Origin of the sequence: Bacillus cereus group sp. Bc031, from assembly GCF_027716265.1 — a bacterium.
In the GTDB taxonomy this organism is placed as follows: Bacteria; Bacillota; Bacilli; order Bacillales; family Bacillaceae_G; genus Bacillus_A; species Bacillus_A paranthracis.
In genome coordinates, this window is record NZ_JAQFUL010000041.1 from 18,562 (window position 1) to 43,334 (window position 24,773).

Sequence of the window (24,773 nt, forward strand, 5' to 3'; positions counted from 1 at the left end):
AAAAAACATAGAAGATACTTATGTATCGAAACAGATAAAAAAGGAGCATAATTGCTCCTTTTTTATTTATTGTTAGATGCGTTTGTATTACATTTCGGAAATGTAATTGTCAAAGTAGTACCTTTATTCATAACGCTTCGGATTTTTAAATTACCTTGCATCGTTTCAATGATCTTAACAGTAACCATTGTACCTAAACCTGTACCTTTCGTTTTTGTACTAAAATACGGTTCGCCAAATCGATTTATTTGCTCTTGTGACATACCAATTCCGCTATCTTCAATTCGTATGATAACTTTATTATTACTAATAGAAGAGGAGATATTTAAAGTACCGCCATTAGGCATTGCTTCAATACCATTTTTTAATAAGTTTAAAAAACATTGCCGAAAGTGCTGTTTATTACCAACTATTGTTGCCGTAGAGAAATCTTTTGTAATATGTATTGTATTCATATTACATAAAGGTAAGATCATATTAATAACTCGATTTAATTCTTGTTCTACTGAAATCTCATCTAATTTTTCTGAAGCAGGTTTGGCAAACGTTAAATAATCATCAATAATTCCTTGGGCGTGATGTAACTCTTCGAGTATATGCTTAATATACTCGTCTCTTGATTCTGGAGTTAAATTTGGTGTTTTTAAAAGTTGTGTAAATCCTTTTACAACAGTTAAGGGATTTCTTACTTCGTGCGATATACTAGCAGCGAGTTGGCTAACAATCTCCATTTTTTCCATTTTAATTAACTTTGATCGCATGCATACTGCATCTTTTAAAACTTCATTAAAATAAACTACAAACAACATTAAAACGGTTGGTAATATTATGAAATAAATGATGTACAAATTATTCACTTCAAAATCTGATAAAGTTAATACAATTACAGTTGTAAATATTGCTAAGAAAAATGTTAAAAACATTGCATAAGCTACTTTAATTTTTCTATTATACGTATTAAATTTTGCGGATGCGAATGCTGTAATGATAAACATTGTTCCATACACTACTATTGTTAACATACTAAATCCATAAAATGAAAATCTTGTAATTAATAAAATAGCAAACAATGTTATACCGACAGGGAAGCCACCATAAAGCGTACCTACTATAACCGGTATTTGTCTTAAATCATGAATACAATTTTCATCCATATAGATAGGATAGCGCATACATAAAATAAGAGGGATACTCGTACAAAGTATAATAAGTAGTTTTTTATATTTCTTCAAATTGCGCCCGCTTTCATATATAAAATAAAAAATAAATATGCTACTTAAAATGTATAGAAGGTTATTTAACACGTGTTGATTGATATACACAAAGTTCATAATATTTGCCTCGTTATTTTTAATTTCCTTTTCATATATATTATCATGATAATAGTATAAACTATATATTTGTTTGAATAATATAGATTTATATCTTTTTAGTATTCGACACGTTTACCCACTCTTCATAAAATTCTTTAACTGATGCATATCGTTCGGTTCGATTTTCATTTACTGCGCGATACGCTATTTCATATAAATCCCTACTTGCTTCCCATTTTGTAAAGGAGCGATCTTTTCCACCACCTAAAATCGCGAAAGCCATTGCCCCCATATTAAATACATTTGTTCTCGAATCAATTATAGCGTTTAGCTCAAATTCTTCAGGAGACATAAAACGTGAGGAACCCCATAATCTTCCCATTTTATTTACGTATGGTTTTTTAGAATATAAATCAATATCACAAATTTTCGTTTCATTTGTATTAAAATTATACATAATACTACCATCATAAAAATCTATCGCTACATATTTTTTCTTTTCGACATATGTATGGAAAGAAAAAATGGAATTTAAGGATTGAACTCGTTTTCTAACAGGTAAATGCTTAAATTTATAAAATGGAGAGTTTGGATTTTTATATTTTTCAGGAGGCGGGAAACTCCAGTGCGAATGAAGACATTCACCATCAAACCAATCGAAAATTAATACATATCCAGATTGAACTGGAAAGTGTTCAATTAGTTTTATAAGCGAGTTGTGTTTTAATTCCTCGTATAGGAAAACTGAATTTTTCAAACGTTCAATAGCGTCGTTTATTGTTCCTTCGTATGCAATTGTTTGTGCCCCTGCGTATTTAATGAATTTTTTATGGCCATTTTTTTCAACACCAAAACTTATATTACCTGAATCTTGCTGGTCAAAAACTGCAAATACGGTTCCTAATTTCAATAGCCAATCAAATTTATGATGTTCTTTTAACTGGAATGTAACTTGATTTAACTGAATTTCAACTGGAATATCTTTCATATTATACCTCGCATTTATTATAATTAAGTTATATATTTCAGTATTCGACACGTTTTGTAAAAATCCTATGTGAATCACATGAAATTTATATAAATATAATAATAAATAATTATAAAAAGGTGGATAAAATGGAACAACAAATCGTTATTAAACCATATGAAAAAGAGTGGCACGAAGAGTATTTAATAGAAAAAGAGAAATTTATTTCTTTATTCGGGGAAGATTGTATTGCTATTGAACATATAGGGAGCACATCTGTACAAGGGTTAGGAGCGAAACCTTTAATTGATATGATGATTGGCGTAACAGATTTGCAAATTATCGAAAAGTGGATTGATGATCTATTAAAAATCGGATATGAGTATGTTCCAAAAGAAACACCTAATTGGCGTTTTTTTAGAAAGGGAAAATGGAGAGCAGGTACTCATCATTTACATGTTTATATTTATAATAGTGACGAATGGAAAAACAATCTTTTATTTCGAGACTTTCTAATAAAGCATGAATGGGCACGTAAAGAATATAGAGAACTAAAAGAGAGACTTGCAGCTACATATCCTTTTGATCGTGTTTCTTATACAAATGCAAAAGCACCATTTATTCAAAAGATATTAGAATTAGCTAAAACTCAAAAGAATTAACATTACAGATTTTTATCTGAAAAAATTTAAAAAATCCCTTCCTGCGTTATTTATAGGGAGGGATTTTTTCTTTTGTCATAACGATATACATCTAATTATTAGAGACAGATTAGTTTATTTATTTCGATATTTCTAGTACATTGAAAATATTAAGGGGGAATGAAGCAATGAAAGCTATTGTACATCAATATAAAAAAGGGGTAGAGGGATTAGAATATAAACTTTCATCTGAAACAAATCCTAATGCCGGGGAAGTAAAAGTAAAGTTAAAAGCAGCAGGATTAAATCATAGGGATTTATTTATTATAAACAATAGAAAAGAAATGGATCTACCGTTAGTAATAGGGTCAGATGGTGCAGGTATTGTTACAGAAATAGGAGAAGGTGTTTCAGCTGATTTATTACAAACCGAGGTCATTATTAATCCTAGTATTGGATGGGATAATATTGCCGAAGTACCAGAGTTACCAGAGGTGTTAGGGGGACCAAAAGATGGAACGTTTGCTGAATATGTAATAGTGCCCGCTGAAAATGTAGTAGGAAAACCGTCATATCTTACTTGGGAAGAGTCTGGCGTTCTATCTTTATCGGCACTAACTGCATATAGAGCGCTTTTTACAAAGGGTAGATTAAAGCGTGGGGAACATGTTTTAATTCCTGGGATAGGCGGCGGTGTAGCGACATTTGCTATGTTATTTGCAAAAGCAATTGGCGCAAAAGTAAGTGTTACTTCAAGGGTAGAGAACAAAAGAAAATTTGCCGAAGCATATGGCGCAGATTTTTCTTTTAATAGTTCTGGAAATTGGGAAGAGAGTTTATGCGAAAGAAAAGTAGATTTAATAATTGATAGTATAGGTCCAGCAACATTCTTAAAATACTTTGATGTATTAAAACCGAATGGGAGAATTGTTAATTTTGGTGCAAGCTCCGGAGATAAAATTGAATTACCTTTACGAGCGTTATTTTATAATCAAATCGATATTATGGGGACATCTATGGGTAGCAGTGAAGAATTTAATGAAATGATTAAGTTTATAGAGAAATATAAGATTAAACCAATTATGGATAAAGTTTATTCGTTGGAAGAAGCGATTCAAGCGTTAAGACGTATGGAGCAGGGAGAACAGTTTGGTAATATCGCTCTACGTATGGAATAAAAATATGATTTAATAACCTATGTTTTTATATGTATATGTTATGTAATATATACACTTTTAGTTAGTGGGTTATATGATTTTAAAGGTTTTTCCATCATATATATTTTTAATGCGTGTAAATAGTTACATAATTGTCAAATGAAAAATAGTAACATGAATAAAGTGAAAATCTAAATGTGTGTAAATGTTGTATACTGTGTAAATCAAGTAAACTTGTATCTTAATTTCAAGTGAAATAAGAAATTATAAGGAGAGAGTAATGTGAATTACCAGTATTTCAATGGATAAACAATTTAGCAGGTACATCTGTACTCTTAGATAAGGTAATGATTGCTATTACAAATAGTGCTGCATATGTGGCTATTCTATTCATGCTTATCTTATGGTTTCATAACGGAAAGAAAGAGAATGCGATAAGAAAACAATATACAGTGTTGTATACGACACTTTCAGTAATAATTGCATTGCTAGTAAATGTTTTTATTCATTTAGTATACTATCATCCACGTCCTTTTGTATCATATGATGTGAATCAATTAGTACCCCACGCAGAAAACTCATCCTTTGTTAGTGATCATTCTGTACTTGTATTATCGATTGCATTCATGTTTATTCTTAGAGGAGAAAAGTTAAGATATATCGCACTTTTGTGGGCAGTATTAGTTTGTATATCACGTTTGTATGTAGGTGTTCATTTTCCTTTAGATGTAATGGGTGCGGCTGTCATAACGATTTTAACAAGCTGTTTATTATTGCAGAAAAAACGTATTTTTGAACCAATAGCAAAACTTGTTTTCAAAATGTATGCATTCGTAGCGAAACGAATTCGTTTTTTAGAGAAATATAACCATGTAGCTTAAATTTCATAACTAGCCTTTTATAGTTTAGGAAAAAATCCCCCTTTGGAAATTCAGAGGAGGATTTTTTGTTGTATACAAGTGAATAGATTACTTGCAATAACAATTTGAGTGTTATGCAAAAAAAGAATGAATATTCTTAAATTTCACGTACTGTATTTTAAGTATTTAAATAACTGACAATAACTATAACTAGTTTCACACTGTTTTAAAGGAATTCATACGAAAACTTCGAAACATATAGTATTGAAAGTAAAAACTACATATTTTGTAGCACATCTTTGTAGTAATTAATGGTGAAAGAAAGGAGCGAAATATGCATAAACTTCAAACGAATAAAGGCGCGCGGTATTTTATGATTGCTTTTATTGTTTTGTTTCTTATTATGCTTTTGCGTTTTTTCTATATTCAAGCAGTAGGGGTCGTGCATAATGTGAATGTAAAGGATCTTGCAACTGAACAACATAATAAAAATGGTGTTTTGGAAGCGAATCGTGGCACGATTTATGATCAAACTGGAAAAGTGCTCGTTCAAGATTCAACAACGTATCGTGTTGTTGTGAATTTGAAAGGTAATGGCAAATTGAAAAATAAAGATGAAACCGCAGCGCAATTAGCTGATGCGCTTGAAATTAATAAAGAAGATGTGTTAAAGAATTTCCATGAAGGGCGTACGCAAGTTGAAATCGGAAAAGTTGGCCGGAATTTGTCTAGGGAAAAGAAAGAACAAATTAAAAAATTGAAAATCCCAGGTGTTTCTTTTATGCCTGAGAAAGCAAGAGTGTATCCAAATGAAGATTTTGCATCTTATATACTTGGTTTTGCTAGACCAGACGATAAAGGAAATACAGAAGGGAAGTTTGGGCTTGAAAAAAGTTTAGATAAATATTTGCGCTCGACAAATGGGAATATAGAATATGTGGGAGCGCGAGGAAGTATCCCGCTTACAAATGATATAGGAAAAATTGAACCCGCTAAACATGGAAATAACGTATATCTTACGCTCGATAAACAAATTAATAGTTTTTTAGAAGAAGCGATGAATAAGGCGCAAGAGCACTATGACCCTTCTATGTTAGTAGGTATTATAGCGGATCCAAAGACGGGGAAAGTTTTAGCTATGTCTAGTAAACCTAGTTTTAATCCTAATAAAGGGGATATTGAATACTTTTTAAATGATCCAATCGCAAATGCATATGAACCAGGTTCAACGATGAAAGTATTTACGTTAGCTGCAGCAATCAATGAAGGTGTATATAACGGGAAAGAATATTTTCAATCCGGCAAGTATTCAGTAGGTTCATCGGATATAAAAGATCATAATGGTGGGTTTGGATGGGGATCTATAACATTTGATGAAGGTTTTGAAAGGTCATCAAACGTAGCTTTTTCTATTTTAGAAGATCAGTTATTAAAACCAAATAAATTTAAGCAATATATGAATAAATTTGGTTTTAACCAAAAAACGGGAATAGATTTACCTGGTGAAAGTAAAAATACTTTATTATTAAATACACAAATTCAACAAGTAACATCTTCTTTCGGACAAGGTTCTACAGTAACTCCAATTCAATTAATCCAAGCTGCAACCGCTATAGCAAATGACGGGAAAATGATGCAACCATATATCGTTGACAAAGTTGTAAATCCAACAAACAAGCAAGTTATTATGGAAAATCAACCGAAAGAAGTTGGCAATCCGATAAAAAAAGAGACTGCGGACAAGGTAAGAGACTTAATGGAGCGTGTTATTATGTCTTCAAAAGGTACAGGTACAATGTATAAAGTCGATGGTTACCCAATAGGAGGCAAGACAGGAACAGCGCAAATTCCGAATCCTGAAAATGGACGATATATGGAAGGAAAAGAAAATTATATTTTTTCATTTTTAGGTATGGCTCCAATTGATGACCCAGAGTTAATTGTATACTTAGCTATTAAGCAGCCAAAGTTAAAGGGAGATGAATATGGAGCTCAGCCGCTCGCTGAAATATTTAAACCAGTTGTGAAAAATAGCCTTGAATATTTAAAGGTGAAACCATATACAGAACAACAAATGACCGATGCAACGAAAAAATCCCAATTAAAAGTGCAAAACTATGTGAATCAATCAATAGATACGGTAGAGAATAATGTAAAAAAAGAGAAACTCCAACCGATAATTTTAGGAGAAGGAAAAATTAAAAAACAATATCCGCAGTCTGGTGAAGTAATGAGTGAAGGTGATCGTATATTTTTATTAGGAAACAACGCAACAATGCCCAATTTACAAGGTTGGTCCATGCGTGATGTTATGTATTTTTCTAAACTATTAAAATTAGATTTAAAAACTTCAGGTACGGGTTATGTAACAAATCAAAGTATTGAAAAAGGACAAGCTATACAAGAAGGCGATATATTAGAACTAGAATTAGAACCACCGTTACAACCGTTAGCAGAGGCAAATACAAATTAATTCAGGAAATATGAAGGGTCTATATATAATAGACTCTTTTTTTTATGATTCAAGTAATTTCACGCACCGTAATTTTTAGGAGAAATAATAAACTTAACAGTTACTAAAACAGAAAAACCTACATATATTGAAATTAGAACGACTGTTCAAATTTTTGTATGAAACGACGGAAGGAGTCTACATTGAATAAAAGACGATACGATAGCGATTTAGCCAAAGAAATAATAGCAGAGAAGGCGACAGAATTATTTTCCTTAAAAGGATATACAAGAACTTCAATTGATAACATTGCAAAAGCCTCTGGTTATAGTAAAGGACATATATATTACCATTATAAAAATAAAGAAGAATTATTTGTTTATTTAGCTAAAGACAGTATGAGAAATTGGCACGATAAATGGGAAATAGCAGAAAAACAGTATACAAACGCTACTGGGAAATTATATGGGATAGCTAAATTTGTACTTTATAATTACAAAACGCCATTATTAAGAGCAGGACAAGAACTTGCCTCTGATCCGAGCGCGAACCCTTCTACAATTCAACAACTCTATGGTTTAGCTGTTATCCCTTTAAAAACATATCAAAAAATTTTGGATGAAGGTATACAAAGTGGTGAATTTTATATAGAAAATGTTGAGGATTCAAGTCTTTTATTAGGTTCATGGCTAGGTGGATTATGTCAATTCATTCATTCATTTGAAACAGAGAAATTAGAAGTTTTATTTAATGAAGCCATTACGATTTTTTTACTTTCTATTTCAAACAAACATGCGTAGCATTACAAGCGAATTAGAACGATTGTTCAAATCTTTACACTCGTCCGTTTTCATTATATGTATTAACAACAGGAGGTTTTTTATATGGGTGAACAAAGAGTCGCAATTATAACTGGCGGAGCTTCTGGTATCGGTAAAGCTTTAGCTATTCAATTAGCAAATAAAGATATATTTGTAATTATCGCAGATATTAATGAAACAAGTGGTCAAGAGCTTGTGAATAATATAAAAAATAATAATCAACTAGCTAGGTTCGAATATTTAGATGTTACTAACGCTGAATCCGTAGAGGAACTTATTATAAAAATAGTTAATGAGTTTGGTAGAATTGATTATATGTTTAATAATGCTGGGATTGCTATGTATGGAGAAGTATTCGATATGTCTTTAGATAATTGGAAACATATTATTGAAATAAATTTATTAGGAGTAATTTACGGGACACAATTGGCTTACCAATTCATGAAAAAACAAGGATTTGGTCATATCATTAATACTGCGTCTGCAACAGGTTTAGGACCTGCTCCACTTTGTACCGCGTACGCAACAACAAAACATGCTATCGTCGGTTTAACAACGTCATTACATTATGAGGCAGAAGAATACGGTGTAAATGTAAGTGTACTTTGTCCAACTTTTGTAGATACACCCATATTTGAAAAATCAATTGCAATTAATATGAATAAGGGCCATAAAACAACTAAAAACAAATAAGCCGATTTCAGCAGACAAGTTTGCTGAAATTGCACTGAAAGCTATTCATAAAAATAAATTAGTTATATGTCCAATGCCGTTTAAAAAAACAATGGACGTATTCTTTACCTTATTTCCTTATCTTCATAAAAAGCTAATGCGTTTCATATGCCGAATTGGTCGAAAAGCAAAAATGAGGCAACTATAAATATCTGATTATTTTGTATTTACAGTTAAAGTAAATTGTGATAATATGGAAAAAATCAAATGCAGTGAAGAGAAGAGTAAATAAGATGAATTTTTCACAGAGAGCTCCATTTAGCTGAAAAGGAGTAAAAATTCTTTATTGAACCAAGCCTCTGAGCAGCGCATCGGAATCTATTAATAGAGGGTGGTGTGACGGGAGCTCCCGTTATAGAGCTATGGTATAAGCATGAATGAAAATGCAGTACCAGATAAGGTTAATATGGTGACATATTAACAAACTAGGGTGGCACCGCGATAATAAATCTCGTCCCTAAGATTAAAAGTCTTGGGGGTGGGATTTTTTTATTGGTTTAAAACAATTTGGAAAGCGGGGGCCAAAAATGAAAAACTTACTTAAAGATTGGAAATATCCTTTATTACTACTGTCCGGAGTTGGTATTGCAAATTTAGGGGCATGGATTTACTTAATAGCACTGAATGTACTTGTCTATCATATGGGTGGCTCAGCCTTAGCTGTTGCTACTTTATATGTAATTAAACCATTAGCTACTCTATTTACAAACGCTTGGTCAGGAAGTATGATTGATCGTTTAAATAAACGAAAATTAATGATTCACCTCGATATATATCGCGCGGTATTTATCGCTATTTTACCATTACTTCCATCACTTTGGATCGTTTATGTATTCGTATTCTTTATTAGTATGCCCAATGCAATTTATGAGCCAACTGCGATGACGTATATGACGAAATTAATACCAGTTGAACAAAGACAACGTTTCAACTCATTGCGTAGTTTAATAGGGTCTGGTGCCTCTGTAATTGGTCCATCGATAGCGGGAGCATTGTTAATAGCAAGTACACCAGAGTTTGCTATATATATGAATGCCATAGCATTTCTCTTATCAGGAGTAATTACCTTGCTACTACCTAATCTTGATAAAAAACCTGATATTCATACATCAAATGACAGGTTGTCTCTAGCTGTACTAAAAAAAGATTGGACCATCGTTTTAAATTTCAGTAAAAAATCTTTGTATATCGTTTTCGTGTACTTCTTATTTCAAGGGATGATAGTGTTAACTGCCGCAAATGATTCACTTGAATTGTCATTTGCGAAAGAAGTTTTATTGTTAACAGATAGTGAATATGGTTTTTTAGTTAGTATTGCTGGAGCCGGATTTATTTTAGGAGCAATAACAAATACAATTTTATCAAAAAAATTAACACCTTCATTTTTAATTGGAATAGGATCATTTTTCATCGCAATCGGTTATATAATTTATGCTTTTTCAAATGGGTTTTTAATAGCTGCTATCGGATTTTTTATTTTATCTTTCTCTATGGCATATGCAAATACAGGGTTTAATACCTTTTATCAAAATAATGTCCCTGTCCATATAATGGGACGGATTGGGAGCATATATGGATTATTTATTGCAGGTATCACCATTTTAATTACGATTTTGTTCGGAGTTGCCACTCAATTTATTTCTATACAACTTGTGGTTATTATAGGTTCTTTAGTAATGTTATTTATTACTATCATCTTGTGTGTGTTTACTTTATTGCCATCACATTCTAAAGTGCATTCTTCTGAATCAATACATTCGAAATAATTCTCTTAGTTTTGATTTAAATCTTACGATGTTCAATAGGAGGGTTATCCCTCCTATATATGGAAATATAAGAAAGGAGAACAATATTGATAAACGAGGGTGATTTTTGTAATGAAAACAAAAGATCAAATAGATAACATTGTAAAAGAAACATATCGTCATATAGATTTCTCTGGGGTAATTTTAGTGAAAGAAAAAAAGGGCATAGTTTATGAAGAAGCGTTTGGTTATGCAAATCGAAATGAGTGTATAAACAATACGCTACAAACTAGGTTTGGAATTGCCTCTGGGTGTAAAATATTCACAGCTATCGGTGTCTGTCAACTTGTTGAAAATGGGGGAATTACTTTTCAAACAAAGTTAAAAGAGTGTTTAAGTGTTAACTTTCCAAACTTTAATGAAGATATTACAATACATCACCTTTTGACGCATAGTTCGGGTATTCCAGATTATTTTGATGAAAGTATTATGGATAACTTCGAAGATCTTTGGAAACAAACACCTATGTATTTATTAAAAAGTTTAAAAGACTTTTTACCATTATTTCAAAACAGAGATATGATGTATGCACCAGGAAGTAAGTTTCACTACAACAATGCAGGTTTTATCATACTGGGATTAATAATCGAAGAACAGACAGGACTTAAATTTACGGAGTATATAGAAAAAAACATATTTAATCCAATTGGTATGAATCATTCGGGCTATTTTTCTTTAGATAGATTACCAAGGCAGACAGCTCTCGGATATATAAAAGATGAAATTAGCCAGACATGGAGAACAAATGCTTACTCTATTCCGATAAAAGGTGGTTCGGATGGTGGAGCTTTTATTACTGCGTCAGACATGCTGAAGTTTTGGGAAGCGTTATTTAACTATGAAATTATAAGCCAAGAATATACAAAAATACTTTTAACTCCTCACATCCAAGTAAATAATAATCAATCTTATGGATATGGAATATGGATTGAAACAAGAGAAAACAAGATATTCAAATATCATGTAATGGGATATGACCCAGGCGTCAGTTTTCGTTCGGCCGTATATCCAGACTTAGGAATTACATTAGTTATTCCATCAAATAAAGAAGCAGGACCCGAAAAATTAATGATAGAAATAGAAGGAGGTTTTTAATTATATGGATATAGAAATTAGAGCGTATAGAAAAGAGGATGAAACCGGTTGGGTACGTTGCCGTGTGTTATCTTTTTTAGATACAGCTTATTACGATAATGTATTTAGAGAAAAGGAAAGATATGAACATCCGGCTATTGAACTAGTAGCTGTATATGAAAATCAAATTGTAGGTTTAATAGATATCGAATATGAATTAGAAGAACGTACAGTTTGTTCAAGAGGAACTGGTCTTGGTGGTATGATTTGGCATATTGCAGTTCATCCGGATTTCCGTAGAATGAAAATTGGTAATCAGCTATTAAAGGAAGCGGAGAAGTTAGCGAATGAACGTAACCTAAATCGCCTAGAAGCATGGACTAGGGACAATCTATGGGTACATGGATGGTATGAAAAGAACGGATTTGTAAAAGTAGATTCCTATTTACACGTATATAGCGATCATACAGACGAGATAAAAGGTGTAATGAAAAGTAATATAGATCAGTTATATCCAGTTCAAACATTTGCTCATTATACAGGTGAAAATAAAGAAGACATAAGAAAACAATTTAAACGAGTGCATGATTGTTTTTGTTTTGAAAAGTATTTTAGTTAACGAGAAACCCTTTATTTACTAAATAAAGGGTTTTCTAATTCTGTACGATTACATATGGATATATGGATTTTTAAATTAAAAAACATTACTATATAGTTATAAATTTTAATTATTAATTCATATGAAAGGATGTGTTAACAATTTGTATATGATCAACGGTAGCTTGTTTATTATTTTAGGGGTTATTTGTTATTTAATTGTATGGTTGTTGCAGTAACTTTATTCCCTTTACCAATCGGTTTTCCTTCTAATATTGAAAATCTGAATCGCTCGGTCAATATAATACCATTTGCATCAATTATTAAAGACATCAATCAAATTGGTAGTGCTTATGATGGAGATGCCCTATTTATGATTGGTCTAATTATAAGAAATGTAGGCGGAAATATTTTATTATTAATGCCTTTAGGATTTTTAGCACCAATCCTATGGGATAAATATAAAAAATTCAAAAATACAATTTTATTAGGATTTTCTATATCAACTAGTATTGAATTGCTACAATTAATTCAGTCTTTATTTAGTGGAATGGGACGAGTTACTGATATTGATGATGTAATATGTAACGTTATAGGTTGTATTCTTGGATACTTTATTTATAAAATCACTATTATGCTAGCTGCTAAATTTAAAATTCAAGTATTTAATGAGACAGATTCTAAAAGAATAGAAACTATTGATAACTAACAATTCATACGTGTTAAAGTATACATTTATTTTGAATAAAGATGATAAAAGACGTACGAGTCAAAAGTACGTCTTTTTACTTTTATAAATAAGCTTATAGCTATTACATGGTGTAACATAATAAATAGACAATAGTATAATCGGAAATGAATAATACATTAATAAAAAAGTATAAATACATTCATCTCTTGTTTATCAATGCTGTGAACGGTAATACTAAATAACATTGAACTTTTATAACAAGGGATGATCATATGATATTCATTTACACGGATTTCGGCGGAACGCATTCAACTGCACTTGCAGCAGCTTATCATTTAAATAAATTACCAACGGATCGTAAGCTAACAAAAGAAGAAATATTAAATGTGGATTACTTTAATAAATTGAAAACTGAAGATATGGGGAAAATTATTTTTCATGGAGTAGATGAAAATGGTAACCCGGTTTATACGATTGGATGCAGCGCATCAAAAATCGTTGTACCTGCGATGAAGCATTTAGGAGAGATTCTGCAAAAACATTATCAAAGTCATGAAAAGATTGTTTTTTCTAATACATCACCAACAGTACCTTTACCAATGACTTTTGGCGGTCTGTTTTCTAGAAGGTTTCACATCGACTTTATCGGTGTACCATTACTCGTATGGGGTGCAAAACTTAGCTGTGATAATGTACAAAGACTTGTTAGTTATACGAAAGAAGCCGGACGATTAACAAATGATTATGTTGTGATTTTAGATAATGAAACTTTTAAATAATGTAGGATAAAAGGAAAATCAAGCTAATTTCTTGATTTTCTTTTTAATTTGTGAAAAAGACAAGAAATATTCACATTTATCATCTATCTACTATAGCCAAAACAATAAAGTCCTGTTACTATTACAGGGATATTCTCTTTTCATAACATAAATATATAGAAAAATTAGAAAAGAGGAATTGAATTAAGGGAGGAACAACATGAAGCGTGTTGCTTGGATTACTGATAGTACAACTGCGAGTTTTACAACAGAAGGAGATAACTTTGTTATCCCAATTGAAGTTATTATTGATGGTGTGTCGTACAAAGATTGTGAAGAAGGTGTGCGTGAGCGCGTTTATAATGCTTTAAACGAAGGTAAAACTGTCACTACATCACAACCTAACATAGGGGAAATGGTAGAGTTATTTTCGAAATGCAAAGAAGAATATGAAGAAGGATTTGCAGTTGCTATTAGCGGAAAAGTAAGTGGAACCTATCAAAACATGAAGTTAGCTGCAGAAATGGCAGGTTTCCCATTAACGGTATTAGATAGTGAAACAACAAGTTATCCAATGGACGAACTAATTAGAAAAGCAAAATCGTTATACAATGATGGTATGACTTTACAAGATATACACACAACATTAGTAGATGAAAAAAGAAGACCTTTCCACGTATTCCCGAAAAGTTTAAAAGGCCTTTATGCAAGTGGACGTGTAAAGGGAGTTCAATTTTTACTTGGAAGTTTATTAAGTGTCAACTTAATATTAGAAGTAAAAGGTGGAGAGCTTTTACTTGAAAAGAAAGTACGTAAAATCCAAAAATGTCGAGAATACATTAAAAATGAACTTGAAAAAGAATTACCAAAAGTACTTCACATGTTCCATGCTAACGATAAAGATGGAGCTGAAGAATGGATTTCAGATATTAGACAAGCATTCCCTGAAATGGATTTCAAATTATATCCATTACCAATTTCATTTGCGGTACATGCAGGTGAAGGTACAATAGCAATTAGTTATTAAGAAGAAAACCCGTGAATGATACGCGGGTTTTTTTATTTATAAATGGTGCATACCACGCCACCATCAAGTTGAAGTTTTATAGCACTCTAGAACGAAATTTGTGTTAACTCGAAACAAAAATCTTATTTTATCATTTTTGGGGAGCAACCACAATTTCTTGACTTGATTTGAGATTAAAAATATAAACCTTTTCCTACTGGCTGAACAGTTTCTAGTACAATATCAACCATTTCTTCATTAAGTAGGGTCCTTATAATCCAAGCCGATAGTTCTTGAGCAGCAAAACAACTCGCAGCAGTCGATATATTTCCTTCGTTTACGAAACTTTTCTCAATAACGTCTACACCAAATTCTTTTAGCTGTTCTACTGCTGAGGGATATGTAGTAGCTTTTTTACCAGTTAGTAATTTTTTAACTCCTAATAGTAGTGAACCAGAACACATAGATCCTATTAATTGTCTTTGAGGATCTACATGAATGCTATTAATATATTGTTGATTTTTATATAAATCCTTTACCCTTTTACCACTCGCAAAAATTACAGCGTCGGCAAAAGGGATATCAGATATGCTTCCTGTCATGGGAATACGCAAGCCAGACATAGATATATGAGATTGTTCCGTCCCTAAAAGCTGGACATCCCAATCGGAAATACCACCGACTAAACGTACACGATTTAATAAATCCCATGGTAGAAAAACATCTATATCGGTAAAGTTATCGAAACAGACTATTGCAATTTTCATTTTCTAACCCTCCACTTATGTATATCATTTTATTAATAATATAAACATCTCTTTTTTATGTTCTATATCCAGTTATAAATCCCTGTATATTACACGTATATGAAGGAGGTGTAGTAATTTTTTAACGCCTCTAAACATAAAAAGATATAAAATCTTTTTCTTGGTTTCTATCGGTTTTTTGTACAAAACCAAGATCTGTAGCAATAACTCGTAAGGTATTGGGGATGAGAATCTTTAAAATTCTCAAGGAAATAGGTGTAATTTATTACACATACAAATAGAAATAAAAACGTCATTATTTTTTATAAATTCTCAGATAGAAACACGTTTTTCGGTTTTAGGAGGGCATTTTTTCATTAGCTTGTTAATCTATATATAATATGATTTTTATAATTTCCCTAAAATAATTTTGACGTATTTATTTTTTCAATATAAAATAATATTCATCCAAATTTAACCAATACCATATAAAAGATGTATCTTTTTATATGCATAGGTATAAATCTCTTTAGTTTTAAGGGGAAAGGTTAATATGAAAGTAAAGAAACTAGTTACGCTTGTAGTACCATTTACACGATTATACGTGTCAGTTCAATTAACCGAAATTCTTCAAGGCCATTTCAGCAACTGAACGAAATCGGAATGGATATTAATTTGAAGGAAAAGTCCCCAGAGAAACGAAAGATTGTAAGAAACCCCCAAAAATGTTACATGGTATACAAGAAGGTGACATCATTTATGTTACGGACTTAACTCGAATTACTCGTAGTACAAAAGATTTATTTGAATTAATCGATAACATACGGAGTAAAAAGGCAAATTTAATATCCTTAAAAGATACATGGCTAGATTTATCAGAAGATAATCCCTACAGCTAATTCTTAATTACTGTTATGGCGGGTGTAAACCGATTAGAACGTGATCTTATCCGTATGCGATAGCGCGAAGGAATTGAACGAAAGAAAGTTTAAAGGTCGGTCAAAGAAGTACCATAAAAATCATGCAGGAATGAATTATGCAGTAAAGCTTTATAAAGAGGGAGATATGACTGTAAATAAAAAACTTATGAAATTACAAATGTGTCTAGGGCTTATTATATAGAAAGCTATCGGAAAGGAACAGTTGATGAGTTATACCAAAGATCGGAAATATATAATAGAAAATAAGTTTCATATAGAGGTGAAATTATATGCCTAAAATTGACAATATGCTAGCAATTCTATGGATGCTTCGTTCAGGTGAAAAAATCACTGCAAAACAAATTTCAGAAAAGTTAGAGATAAATATAAGGACTGTGTATCGTTATATTGATACAATTTCAACTAGTGGCGTACCTATAATTTCAGAACCAGGACATAACGGTGGATACACTTTATTGAACAATTTTGTAGAGGCTCCTCTTTTTTTTGATTTTGAGGAGCAAACTTCACTATTTCACGCTGCTGTTTTTGCAGAAGAAGCCGGATATTATGGAGGTGAAGCATTAAATAGGGCCATTTCAAAACTAAGTAAATACTCAAATCAAGATCAAGAAACAAAGATAAACCAACATTTAACTAGTCTTGAAGTAATAAGTCGATTAAGTTCACTTTCTATAAAAACTTTTTTGAAGGAGTTGGAGCAGGCCGTAGCTAACGGGTATTCAGTAAAAATTCTTTACCATAAAAGTGGCGAAAAGCAATTAAATTATAGATCGGTCGATCCATACAGAATTATCTATTGGAATAATAAATGGTATGTAATTGGATTTTGTCATCTTAGGAATGATATCCGTAGTTTTAAAGTAGATCGAATTGAAAGTTTAATACAAACCGAAAATAAGTTTAACCGGCCAGACAATTTTTCAGCAAGTGATTTTTTTATAAAAAGTCTTCTTCCAACTATAGAAGATAAGGAAAGTATTATTTCTTTGGTTATTAATGGGGATAAAAATGTATTGGCTGATATATGCCAACATTGGTTTTTAGGACATTATTTACAAGAACGGACTTCAAATCAAGCAGTTTTTCTTCTTGAAAAAGATATGATACATAAATATGTACCTTATTTACTTTTACCGTACAATAAATCTATTAAAGTTATTGAGCCAATAAGTCTTAAGAATAGAATTATTGAAGTTCTGTCTGAATTAATAAAATTTCATCAAGTATGATAACTTCCCTGACGTTAACTGTCAGGGAAGTTATATTATAATAGCTATATAAATTGTGATTGGAGTGTTATTAGATGCAAACAAAAAAAGCTTTTTTATATGTATTTAATACAATGTCGGACTGGGAATATGGATATTTAATTGCTGAACTAAACTCAGGAAGATATTTCAAAAAAGATTTAGCACCTTTAAAAGTAATTACAGTAGGAGCTAATAAAGAAATGATAACTACTATGGGAGGACTGAGGATAAAACCAGATATTTCCCTTGATGAATGTACTCTTGAGAGTAAAGATCTTTTAATTTCACCAGGAGGGACTACTTGGAGTGAAGAAATTCATCAACCTATCTTGGAAAAAATTGACCAAGCTTTAAAGCGTGGCACTATTGTTGCTGCAATTTGTGGTGCAACTGATGCCCTTGCGAATATGGGATACTTGGATACTAGAAAGCATACAAGTAATAACTTAGAATATACTAAAATGGTATGTCCTAACTATAAAGGAGAAAAGTTCTATGAGTTGGGACCAGCGGTATCTGATGCGAATTTAGTTACTGCCTCAGGAATAGCTCCTCTGGAATTTGCAAGGGAGGTACTGAAAAAAATAGATGTATTTACACCAGATACATTACATTCATGGTATAACCTAAATAAGACTCATAAACCTAAATACTTCTTCCAGTTAATGAATTCAATAAAAAAATGAAATAACTAAAAAGCTCAATTTCTCTATTTTGATTTGCAGAGAAGTTAGGCTTTTTAATTTGGAATTCCCTTATCGATAACGATAAAAATGAACTTCGGTGTTATAAAAAACAAAATTCCCGTTTAGAGGATACGATAAAATCTTAGCTTGATAGGTATGTATTTGTACCCCTAGTATGTCAATTTTAATCTGTTATGAGAAAACACACGGATTTGTATCATCTTATGGTAAAATAAAGTTAAATATTCAGAAAAATCATTGTTTAAAACAAGCAGGATGATAATTAAATAAGATTTAAGTGATGGGGGTATAGTTAATACATGAGTAATGTACATTTTAGAGATATAGATGATACTAATGAATTCAAAGTTAGAAATATAAAATTAAGGTCTGGACAAGAAAAATTTATTGAAACCATAGATGAATGTTTAAATGAAGCTAATACCTATCATGAATGGCATCCGGTAGCTATATATTATGATGAAGAAATTATCGGATTTGCTATGTACGGTTCTTTTGGTCCTAATAAGGATACTTGGATTGATAGAATAATGATAGATGAAAAATATCAAGGCAAAGGCTATGGGAAAATTGCTATGATGAAACTTATTAATATAGTTTCAAAAGAATATGGGGTAAACGTTATATATTTAAGTGTCACTGAGGAAAACAGAACAGCTTATAACTTATACGAAAGTATAGGATTCGAGTTTATGAATGAAAGAGACCTAAATAATGGAGAACTCTTATTTAAGTACGCAATTAAATGAGAGCCATTTGAAATCGATTATTTCTTTACCAAAAGGTAAAGAAATGTTTACTATTCAACTCTTATAGGAGTAGCTCCCCATTGCTATTAAGATAGCAGAACAAAATTTCCTTAAATTAAAAATTACGCTATTCTATTTTTAGAATCATAGGAAAGGATGGCGTTTTTGTATGTTTATTCCTGTATCTGATGAATTACAATTATTTGCACAGGAGATTCAAAGTTTTTTATCTCCAAATGCCTTACGGGATCTTGCTAGAGATGTTGGTTTTGTATAACGAACCAGTAAGTATCCTTTGGTTAGTGGTTTATTAAGAATAAGCTTTTTATACAGAATATCTTTGATGTTCGAGATAATATATTTAGATTTATTTAATTCTAAAGAGTCCATTTCCCACTTAATTATATCATCATCCTAATTGAAGATTTCGCCTTTTCCTTGCTACCGATAATGAGACGTTATGTGAGCATTATACAACCTAAAATACAGAACATATCACTTTTCACTTTACCCCTATGTAATCTTCTACAGTAATCCTACTCCAATAGTTCACCGTTTATAGGTACATTTCATTAAGTAGAAATTAATAAATTTATTGAGGTTTAATAATTCTAATACTGATAATTTGACATACATTAAACCAAAAGTTGCATGTTATATTACTAGGCACAACAATATAAATGATACCATTTGTTTATTCCGTAAATATTGTTGATAAAAAAGGTGAAAGGATTTTTAAAGATAAAAATAGAAATCTATATAAAAAAATATTTAAATGGTAGGGATATTATGAAAATCGGTAAGTTTGGAGAAGTAAATAACTTAAGTATTGATACAATTAGACATTATATGGATCTCAGTCTTATTATTCCTGAAAAAAAGGGAGGCCACTATTTTTTTGATGAGTATTGTCAAACAGATTTAGAACTTATAATACATTACAAAGATCTAGGATTTAGCTTGAATGAAATCAAAGAACTATTTTTTTATAAAAATTTAGCAAAATCTATGAATTACGAAAAAGATATCTTTTACCAATCTTTATTTAAACTAAAATATGACAAAATGGAACAGGAAATAGAACTTTTGGAGAAGAAACGGGATAAATTAAAGGGAGTGTTACATGATTTATTATTAACAAATGAAACTTCCAATACAATTATAGGGATAGATTTAAGTATACTACATTTACTTACATGTTCTAAGTGTAGACAAAAACTAATTCTTCAAGATGGAATTATTAATAACAATCAAATTACCGAGGGAAAGTTAATTTGTAATTGTGGTGAAGAATATATAATTACTTCAGGAATAATAACTGCTGGTAAATCATTTAAAGCAAATGAGCGAACGTCACTTGAAGATACTATTTCGGATTATATTCATGAAACTGATAATGCATATTTGGAAAATATGCTTAAAGAAGGGGAATGGGCGAAAAAGAAACTAATACATTTAGATTTAAATAACAAATTAATACTAGATATAGGATCAGGACTTGGGTTCTTTTTGAGGAGCATTTATGAAGAACTACCCGAAGATTGCCTATACATCGCAGTAGATAGAGATTTCAATAAACTTTTATTTTTAAAAGACGTATTAGCGAGAAAAAATCCGAGAAGAAATATTCTCTTTATCTGTGCGGATTTTTTACTTCACGAATTAAACCCACTTTTTAAATCCAATTGTTATTTATTAAGTTTATTTATTTTATTTAAAAATTTCAGCTTAAATAGCCAAATTACAAATAACTTTCGAGCAAATTTTTCACTTTCAAAAATAAAGAAAGAAATCCAAAATCTACAGTTTCAATCCATTGATGAAAGTACTTCAAATTATTTGAAACGAGGCGGAAAGTACGAGGATTTCTTTGTTCAAGGTGAAGAAATTTATACATATTCATTTTTCGGAAAAAGATGGGGGTAACCCCATCTTTTATTTATTTCCCATTAAAATTATTCAAATCGTACATATTGCGATTGGGTTGACCCAAGAACTTACAATGTACGTAACACAAAATTAGGCAGGGGGAAAAGTTATGACAAGTTTACGGTTACATATAGAAAATAAAAAAAGAAACCAAGAACTAAGGAATATTTGTTTATATTCAATTGCAAAAACAGTATCAATATTCGGTAGCTCTATTTATAGTTTTGCATTAGGATTGTATGTATTACAAATAACCGGATCTGCTTTAAATTTCGCGATTACGCTTATTTTAGGAACGATTCCAATGATTGTTATGAATCCATTTGCCGGTGTAATTGCTGATAAGGTTGATAAAAAGAAACTCGTCGTTTGTATGGATGTACTAAGCGGATGCTTATTAATAACTGTTTATATAGTAAGCAACTATTATGGGTTAAACTTATTCATCATTTATACTACTACCTTTCTGATGACAGTATTTGCAACATTTTTTGTAATAGGTTTAGAGGCTGCAAAACCAAATATCGTCTCTAAAGAGAGACTAATGGGTCTTAACTCTATAAGTAAAATTATCGATTCTATATCTTTAATTCTAGGGCCTATGTTAGGGGGCATTGTTTTTGCAGTCTTTGAGATGAACACTTTTATAATCATTAACGGTATTTCATTTATCCTTTCGGCTATATCCATATTGTTTATCAACTTTAAATTGTGCGAGCAATACATAAATAAGGAATGTTCAATAAGGGAAATTAATTTTATGAAAGATATAAAGGAGGGATACTCTTACTTAATGGAGCGGGAGAGCTTAAAAAATACGTTTCGTATTTTAATTTCACTTAATTTTTTTCTAGGATTTTCTGTAACTGTTCCATTGCCATACATTATGAATACAGTTCTCAATCTTAGTTCTAAACAATTTGGTTTGATCCAAGGGACTTTTCCAATAGGTATGATAGTTGGTGCAATCATAGTAAAAAAGATAACGAATCGTTTTTCTTATTCCTATCTATTGAAAAAAACAAGTTTTATGATGGCAATTTTTATGATAGTTTCAGGTGCACCTGTTCTATTCAAAAGTATTGAAGTGAATAAAATTGTATTTGTGACCATGTACTGCGCCATTATGTTCTTTTTAGGGTTAATGATAGCATTAATCGATATCCTTTTAATTTATTTTATGCAAAGAGAGATTCCAGATGAATATAGGGGCAGAGTGCTTAGTATTGGATTAAGTTTAGGTAAAATGATGCAGCCGATAGCACTGGCATTATCAGGTCTATTATTAAATCATATTCCATCCTACACGCTTCCAATTGGAGGAGGAATCGTATTTCTTATTTTAAATCAGGCTTACTCAAATAAATTGAATTTAGAAATTCATTCAAAAGGGTATAGTGTTGAACGTAATTAAATAATATCGAAATAGCGCAGGATCATCATCCTGCGCTTATCTATCGTAATTCAGCTGTTTTTCTAATAACAATCTTATCAATATCGTCTTCTTCATCACCAATAAATAACCCGCGTTCTTTTAAATACGCCTCAAAATATAAATCTGCTTCTGCACGTTCATCATATGGTTTTACAGATAGAACGAAACCTAATTTGTTTTGTTCCTCTAGATGAGAAGTGGAAATGTATGCCGGTACATTGTGGCGTAAAAAGAGTTCTTTAACCGGAATAATCATATCTTTCATTAATTTCGTTAACATACCCATTTCAAACTCGAAATTAAAACGATCTATACTACATAAATCGGCGAATACTACACCAATAAAACCTGTATTATATACTTCTTGATATTCTACTTCCTCGTTACCGTAAAAATTCTTTTCGATTAAATAATTTATAAAGTAAGCAACACCGTCACTTTGTTCAAAAGGCTTCGTTGAAAGAACAAATCCGATTTTCTTTTGTTTATGTAAATATACACATGACATGTATGCTGAAATGTTATGCTCTTTAAATAGAGAGCTTGTTGCCCCAGATAGACCATCTAATACGTGATGAACAATTTGAAGTTTTTTACGGGCGAAATAATAGGATTTCTTTTGTAACTCCAATGTATCAATAAAGACAGAGCCGATAAAGCCTGTATTTGAAATAATAGGTGTTTGCTTTTTTCTTCCTCTGCGCTTTGTTTGAGCCATTGTAAAAATCATCCCTTCATGTACAATTAAAATAAAAAGAACATTTGTTCGTATATGTATATTTTACTATTAAAACGCTCTAAAGTAAAGGTTTTTTGACGAAAAAACAACAAAAAAGACACCTGTAAAAGGTGCCTTAAACGTTGTAGGGAAGAGGGTTCATCCTAACTATTTATATTATGATACAGAAACAATCTCTTCCGTATCTTCTACATCTAAATGACAGTCCATTGTACGAACATCTTGATCTTCATGACTTCCGAAATAAATAGTAATTTTCATATGTATCGCTCCTTTATTCTAGGAATACCTAAAATAATTACTAGTAATGTTAATATTTATTATATACCACTTTTTTCATTCCGACAACGTTATATCATATTTAATTCTTTAAGGAGACAAAGAGTGATTTATAGAGATATTTTTATAGAAATAGGTATATTTCTTATATGTTATATTTAATACTGAAAGATTCGAATTTGAATTTTTATGAAAGGGGCAAAATGAATGAATTTTAAAAAGTTACTAATAGATAATTTTACATATAAAACTTCATATATTGCGCGGCAGGCACAGGGAATGAATGTAAAAGAAACGAAGGGTTACATTGCTGTCGACTGTGGTTTACCTGCAGATACATTTAATATCATTACTTTACTAAACAATAATGTAACGGAAAATATCGAGAAATTATATAAGGAGGTAGTATACTATAACCAAAAGAAATATCCAATGAGTGTTTGGTTTTGGGACGAGAAGCTAGAGGGGAATATAAAGAATGAATTAATAAAGCTTGGATTAAAAGAAACAGAACAAAATATCGCGATGGTAGCAAACTTACATACAATACATCCAACAACAAACTTGCCAGAAGGTTTTACGATACAAAAAGCATCTTCGTCAGGACAAATTAAAAAGTTTGGAGAAGCGTTAGCTAGTCTATTTGGTACATCCGAGGAAGGTATACATGTACAAGCATTCTACAATCAAACTGCTTCTTTCCATTTATGGAATAGTGAAAATATGAAACTATACTTAGGGTTTTATAAAGATGAAGTCGTATCGGTTGGTTCATTAGTGTGTACACAAGATAGTATTGGTATTTATGATATAGCAACGAAAGAAGAAATGAGAGGAAAAGGATTTGGTTCTACTATGTTTCATTGCTTGCTGCAAGAAGCAAAGGAATGAAACGTTGCTCAATGTGTATTACAAGCTTCACCTGATGGGATTACTATTTATAAAAAGGCTGGTTTTCAATCTGTTGGACAAATGACGGTATTTGAAAATCGACATTTATTTGAATAAATTATCCAAGCCAAATTGCTTTCATGTAGGGGTTAATACACATGCCCATCAACTTAAGAACGAAAACAAAATGAACTTTCGTTCAAACAAACTAAAAAACACGTAATGTACTT

Annotated in this window: 19 protein-coding genes, 4 pseudogenes and 1 other annotated feature; of the genes and pseudogenes, 19 read left to right on the forward strand and 4 right to left on the reverse strand. The window is 31.2% G+C overall.

Going from position 1 to position 24,773, the window contains the following annotated elements; genetic code table 11:
* Positions 1-62 precede the first annotated feature (62 nt).
* Together PDQ33_RS16505 and PDQ33_RS16510 are read right to left on the reverse strand one after the other, a co-directional pair.
* Positions 63-1,331 carry a sensor histidine kinase gene (locus tag PDQ33_RS16505; protein WP_270756288.1) on the reverse strand — a complete coding sequence of 423 codons (1,269 nt, stop codon included), beginning with the start codon at positions 1,329-1,331 and terminating at the stop codon, positions 63-65.
* Between the two features lie 88 nt (positions 1,332-1,419).
* On the reverse strand, positions 1,420-2,301 hold the full coding sequence (locus PDQ33_RS16510; RefSeq protein WP_076872732.1) for a serine/threonine protein kinase: 882 nt from the start codon (positions 2,299-2,301) through the stop codon (positions 1,420-1,422).
* A 128-nt stretch (positions 2,302-2,429) separates the two neighbouring features.
* Here PDQ33_RS16510 and PDQ33_RS16515 point away from each other — a divergent pair, with 128 nt between their 5' ends.
* The 12 genes and pseudogenes from PDQ33_RS16515 to PDQ33_RS16570 all read left to right on the forward strand — a co-directional run bounded on the left by PDQ33_RS16515 (position 2,430) and on the right by PDQ33_RS16570 (position 14,895).
* Positions 2,430-2,942 (forward strand): GrpB family protein, encoded by a 513-nt coding sequence (locus PDQ33_RS16515; protein WP_000437685.1) that lies wholly within the window; start codon positions 2,430-2,432, stop codon positions 2,940-2,942.
* Positions 2,943-3,109: 167 nt separating this feature from the next.
* Positions 3,110-4,099: a zinc-binding dehydrogenase gene (locus PDQ33_RS16520; RefSeq protein ID WP_073541705.1), complete on the forward strand. Its 990-nt coding sequence runs from the start codon at positions 3,110-3,112 to the stop codon at positions 4,097-4,099.
* A gap of 326 nt (positions 4,100-4,425) precedes the next feature.
* A complete protein-coding gene (locus tag PDQ33_RS16525) occupies positions 4,426-4,959 on the forward strand; it encodes an undecaprenyl-diphosphatase (RefSeq protein WP_002027786.1) in 534 nt (177 codons plus the stop codon).
* Positions 4,960-5,272: 313 nt separating this feature from the next.
* On the forward strand, positions 5,273-7,411 hold the full coding sequence (locus PDQ33_RS16530) for a penicillin-binding protein (protein WP_270756286.1): 2,139 nt from the start codon (positions 5,273-5,275) through the stop codon (positions 7,409-7,411).
* A 182-nt stretch (positions 7,412-7,593) separates the two neighbouring features.
* A complete protein-coding gene (locus PDQ33_RS16535; RefSeq protein WP_001042679.1) occupies positions 7,594-8,190 on the forward strand; it encodes a TetR family transcriptional regulator C-terminal domain-containing protein in 597 nt (198 codons plus the stop codon).
* A gap of 84 nt (positions 8,191-8,274) precedes the next feature.
* Positions 8,275-9,091 (forward strand): annotated as a pseudogene (locus PDQ33_RS16540) (SDR family NAD(P)-dependent oxidoreductase).
* A gap of 55 nt (positions 9,092-9,146) precedes the next feature.
* Positions 9,147-9,405 (forward strand) — a binding site (T-box leader).
* 65 nt (positions 9,406-9,470) lie between these two features.
* Positions 9,471-10,709 carry an MFS transporter gene (locus tag PDQ33_RS16545; RefSeq protein ID WP_000793330.1) on the forward strand — a complete coding sequence of 413 codons (1,239 nt, stop codon included), beginning with the start codon at positions 9,471-9,473 and terminating at the stop codon, positions 10,707-10,709.
* 111 nt (positions 10,710-10,820) lie between these two features.
* Positions 10,821-11,843 (forward strand): serine hydrolase domain-containing protein, encoded by a 1,023-nt coding sequence (locus PDQ33_RS16550; RefSeq protein ID WP_270756285.1) that lies wholly within the window; start codon positions 10,821-10,823, stop codon positions 11,841-11,843.
* Positions 11,844-11,847: 4 nt separating this feature from the next.
* Complete coding sequence (locus tag PDQ33_RS16555) at positions 11,848-12,441, forward strand: GNAT family N-acetyltransferase (RefSeq protein WP_000350625.1); 594 nt, start codon at positions 11,848-11,850, stop codon at positions 12,439-12,441.
* Between the two features lie 142 nt (positions 12,442-12,583).
* Positions 12,584-13,128, forward strand: a pseudogene (locus PDQ33_RS16560) (VanZ family protein).
* 254 nt (positions 13,129-13,382) lie between these two features.
* Positions 13,383-13,889: a DUF3189 family protein gene (locus PDQ33_RS16565; RefSeq protein WP_270394560.1), complete on the forward strand. Its 507-nt coding sequence runs from the start codon at positions 13,383-13,385 to the stop codon at positions 13,887-13,889.
* Positions 13,890-14,088: 199 nt separating this feature from the next.
* On the forward strand, positions 14,089-14,895 hold the full coding sequence (locus tag PDQ33_RS16570) for a DegV family protein (protein WP_061130275.1): 807 nt from the start codon (positions 14,089-14,091) through the stop codon (positions 14,893-14,895).
* A 173-nt stretch (positions 14,896-15,068) separates the two neighbouring features.
* Here the strand turns inward: PDQ33_RS16570 and PDQ33_RS16575 are convergent, their stop codons facing one another.
* Positions 15,069-15,641 carry a DJ-1/PfpI family protein gene (locus tag PDQ33_RS16575; protein ID WP_270756284.1) on the reverse strand — a complete coding sequence of 191 codons (573 nt, stop codon included), beginning with the start codon at positions 15,639-15,641 and terminating at the stop codon, positions 15,069-15,071.
* 594 nt (positions 15,642-16,235) lie between these two features.
* Between PDQ33_RS16575 and PDQ33_RS16580 the strand changes: the two are divergent.
* The 6 genes and pseudogenes from PDQ33_RS16580 (at position 16,236) to PDQ33_RS16605 (ending at position 22,613) form a co-directional block, all read left to right on the forward strand.
* A pseudogene (locus PDQ33_RS16580) lies at positions 16,236-16,767 on the forward strand (recombinase family protein).
* A gap of 63 nt (positions 16,768-16,830) precedes the next feature.
* Positions 16,831-17,793, forward strand: a complete 963-nt coding sequence (locus PDQ33_RS16585; RefSeq protein WP_001124121.1) for a helix-turn-helix transcriptional regulator — start codon at positions 16,831-16,833, stop codon at positions 17,791-17,793.
* Between the two features lie 74 nt (positions 17,794-17,867).
* Positions 17,868-18,500, forward strand: coding sequence for a type 1 glutamine amidotransferase family protein (locus PDQ33_RS16590; RefSeq protein ID WP_270394557.1), 633 nt, complete (start codon positions 17,868-17,870; stop codon positions 18,498-18,500).
* Between the two features lie 320 nt (positions 18,501-18,820).
* Complete coding sequence (locus tag PDQ33_RS16595) at positions 18,821-19,270, forward strand: GNAT family N-acetyltransferase (protein WP_000072998.1); 450 nt, start codon at positions 18,821-18,823, stop codon at positions 19,268-19,270.
* Between the two features lie 789 nt (positions 19,271-20,059).
* Positions 20,060-21,196: a MerR family transcriptional regulator gene (locus PDQ33_RS16600; RefSeq protein WP_061130356.1), complete on the forward strand. Its 1,137-nt coding sequence runs from the start codon at positions 20,060-20,062 to the stop codon at positions 21,194-21,196.
* A gap of 112 nt (positions 21,197-21,308) precedes the next feature.
* Entirely contained in the window at positions 21,309-22,613 is a 1,305-nt protein-coding gene (locus tag PDQ33_RS16605; RefSeq protein ID WP_270756280.1) for an MFS transporter, read from the forward strand.
* Between the two features lie 40 nt (positions 22,614-22,653).
* On the opposite strand, the gene PDQ33_RS16610 is transcribed toward PDQ33_RS16605, so the two are convergent.
* Positions 22,654-23,352 carry a hypothetical protein gene (locus PDQ33_RS16610; RefSeq protein ID WP_001990662.1) on the reverse strand — a complete coding sequence of 233 codons (699 nt, stop codon included), beginning with the start codon at positions 23,350-23,352 and terminating at the stop codon, positions 22,654-22,656.
* A 507-nt stretch (positions 23,353-23,859) separates the two neighbouring features.
* On the opposite strand from PDQ33_RS16610, the pseudogene PDQ33_RS16615 reads away from it, so the two are divergent.
* Positions 23,860-24,660 (forward strand): annotated as a pseudogene (locus PDQ33_RS16615) (GNAT family N-acetyltransferase).
* The last annotated feature ends 113 nt before the right edge of the window (positions 24,661-24,773 follow it).

What these genes read in the sequence shown, in the direction of transcription:
- PDQ33_RS16505 (WP_270756288.1), bottom strand. Translation starts at nt 1,331, where the DNA reads ATGAACTTTGTGTATATCAATCAACACGTGTTAAATAACCTTCTATAC.
- PDQ33_RS16510 (WP_076872732.1), bottom strand. Translation starts at nt 2,301, where the DNA reads ATGAAAGATATTCCAGTTGAAATTCAGTTAAATCAAGTTACATTCCAG.
- PDQ33_RS16515 (WP_000437685.1), top strand. Translation starts at nt 2,430, where the DNA reads ATGGAACAACAAATCGTTATTAAACCATATGAAAAAGAGTGGCACGAA.
- PDQ33_RS16520 (WP_073541705.1), top strand. Translation starts at nt 3,110, where the DNA reads ATGAAAGCTATTGTACATCAATATAAAAAAGGGGTAGAGGGATTAGAA.
- PDQ33_RS16525 (WP_002027786.1), top strand. Translation starts at nt 4,426, where the DNA reads ATGATTGCTATTACAAATAGTGCTGCATATGTGGCTATTCTATTCATG.
- PDQ33_RS16530 (WP_270756286.1), top strand. Translation starts at nt 5,273, where the DNA reads ATGCATAAACTTCAAACGAATAAAGGCGCGCGGTATTTTATGATTGCT.
- PDQ33_RS16545 (WP_000793330.1), top strand. Translation starts at nt 9,471, where the DNA reads ATGAAAAACTTACTTAAAGATTGGAAATATCCTTTATTACTACTGTCC.
- PDQ33_RS16550 (WP_270756285.1), top strand. Translation starts at nt 10,821, where the DNA reads ATGAAAACAAAAGATCAAATAGATAACATTGTAAAAGAAACATATCGT.
- PDQ33_RS16555 (WP_000350625.1), top strand. Translation starts at nt 11,848, where the DNA reads ATGGATATAGAAATTAGAGCGTATAGAAAAGAGGATGAAACCGGTTGG.
- PDQ33_RS16565 (WP_270394560.1), top strand. Translation starts at nt 13,383, where the DNA reads ATGATATTCATTTACACGGATTTCGGCGGAACGCATTCAACTGCACTT.
- PDQ33_RS16570 (WP_061130275.1), top strand. Translation starts at nt 14,089, where the DNA reads ATGAAGCGTGTTGCTTGGATTACTGATAGTACAACTGCGAGTTTTACA.
- PDQ33_RS16575 (WP_270756284.1), bottom strand. Translation starts at nt 15,641, where the DNA reads ATGAAAATTGCAATAGTCTGTTTCGATAACTTTACCGATATAGATGTT.
- PDQ33_RS16585 (WP_001124121.1), top strand. Translation starts at nt 16,831, where the DNA reads ATGCCTAAAATTGACAATATGCTAGCAATTCTATGGATGCTTCGTTCA.
- PDQ33_RS16590 (WP_270394557.1), top strand. Translation starts at nt 17,868, where the DNA reads ATGCAAACAAAAAAAGCTTTTTTATATGTATTTAATACAATGTCGGAC.
- PDQ33_RS16595 (WP_000072998.1), top strand. Translation starts at nt 18,821, where the DNA reads ATGAGTAATGTACATTTTAGAGATATAGATGATACTAATGAATTCAAA.
- PDQ33_RS16600 (WP_061130356.1), top strand. Translation starts at nt 20,060, where the DNA reads ATGAAAATCGGTAAGTTTGGAGAAGTAAATAACTTAAGTATTGATACA.
- PDQ33_RS16605 (WP_270756280.1), top strand. Translation starts at nt 21,309, where the DNA reads ATGACAAGTTTACGGTTACATATAGAAAATAAAAAAAGAAACCAAGAA.
- PDQ33_RS16610 (WP_001990662.1), bottom strand. Translation starts at nt 23,352, where the DNA reads ATGGCTCAAACAAAGCGCAGAGGAAGAAAAAAGCAAACACCTATTATT.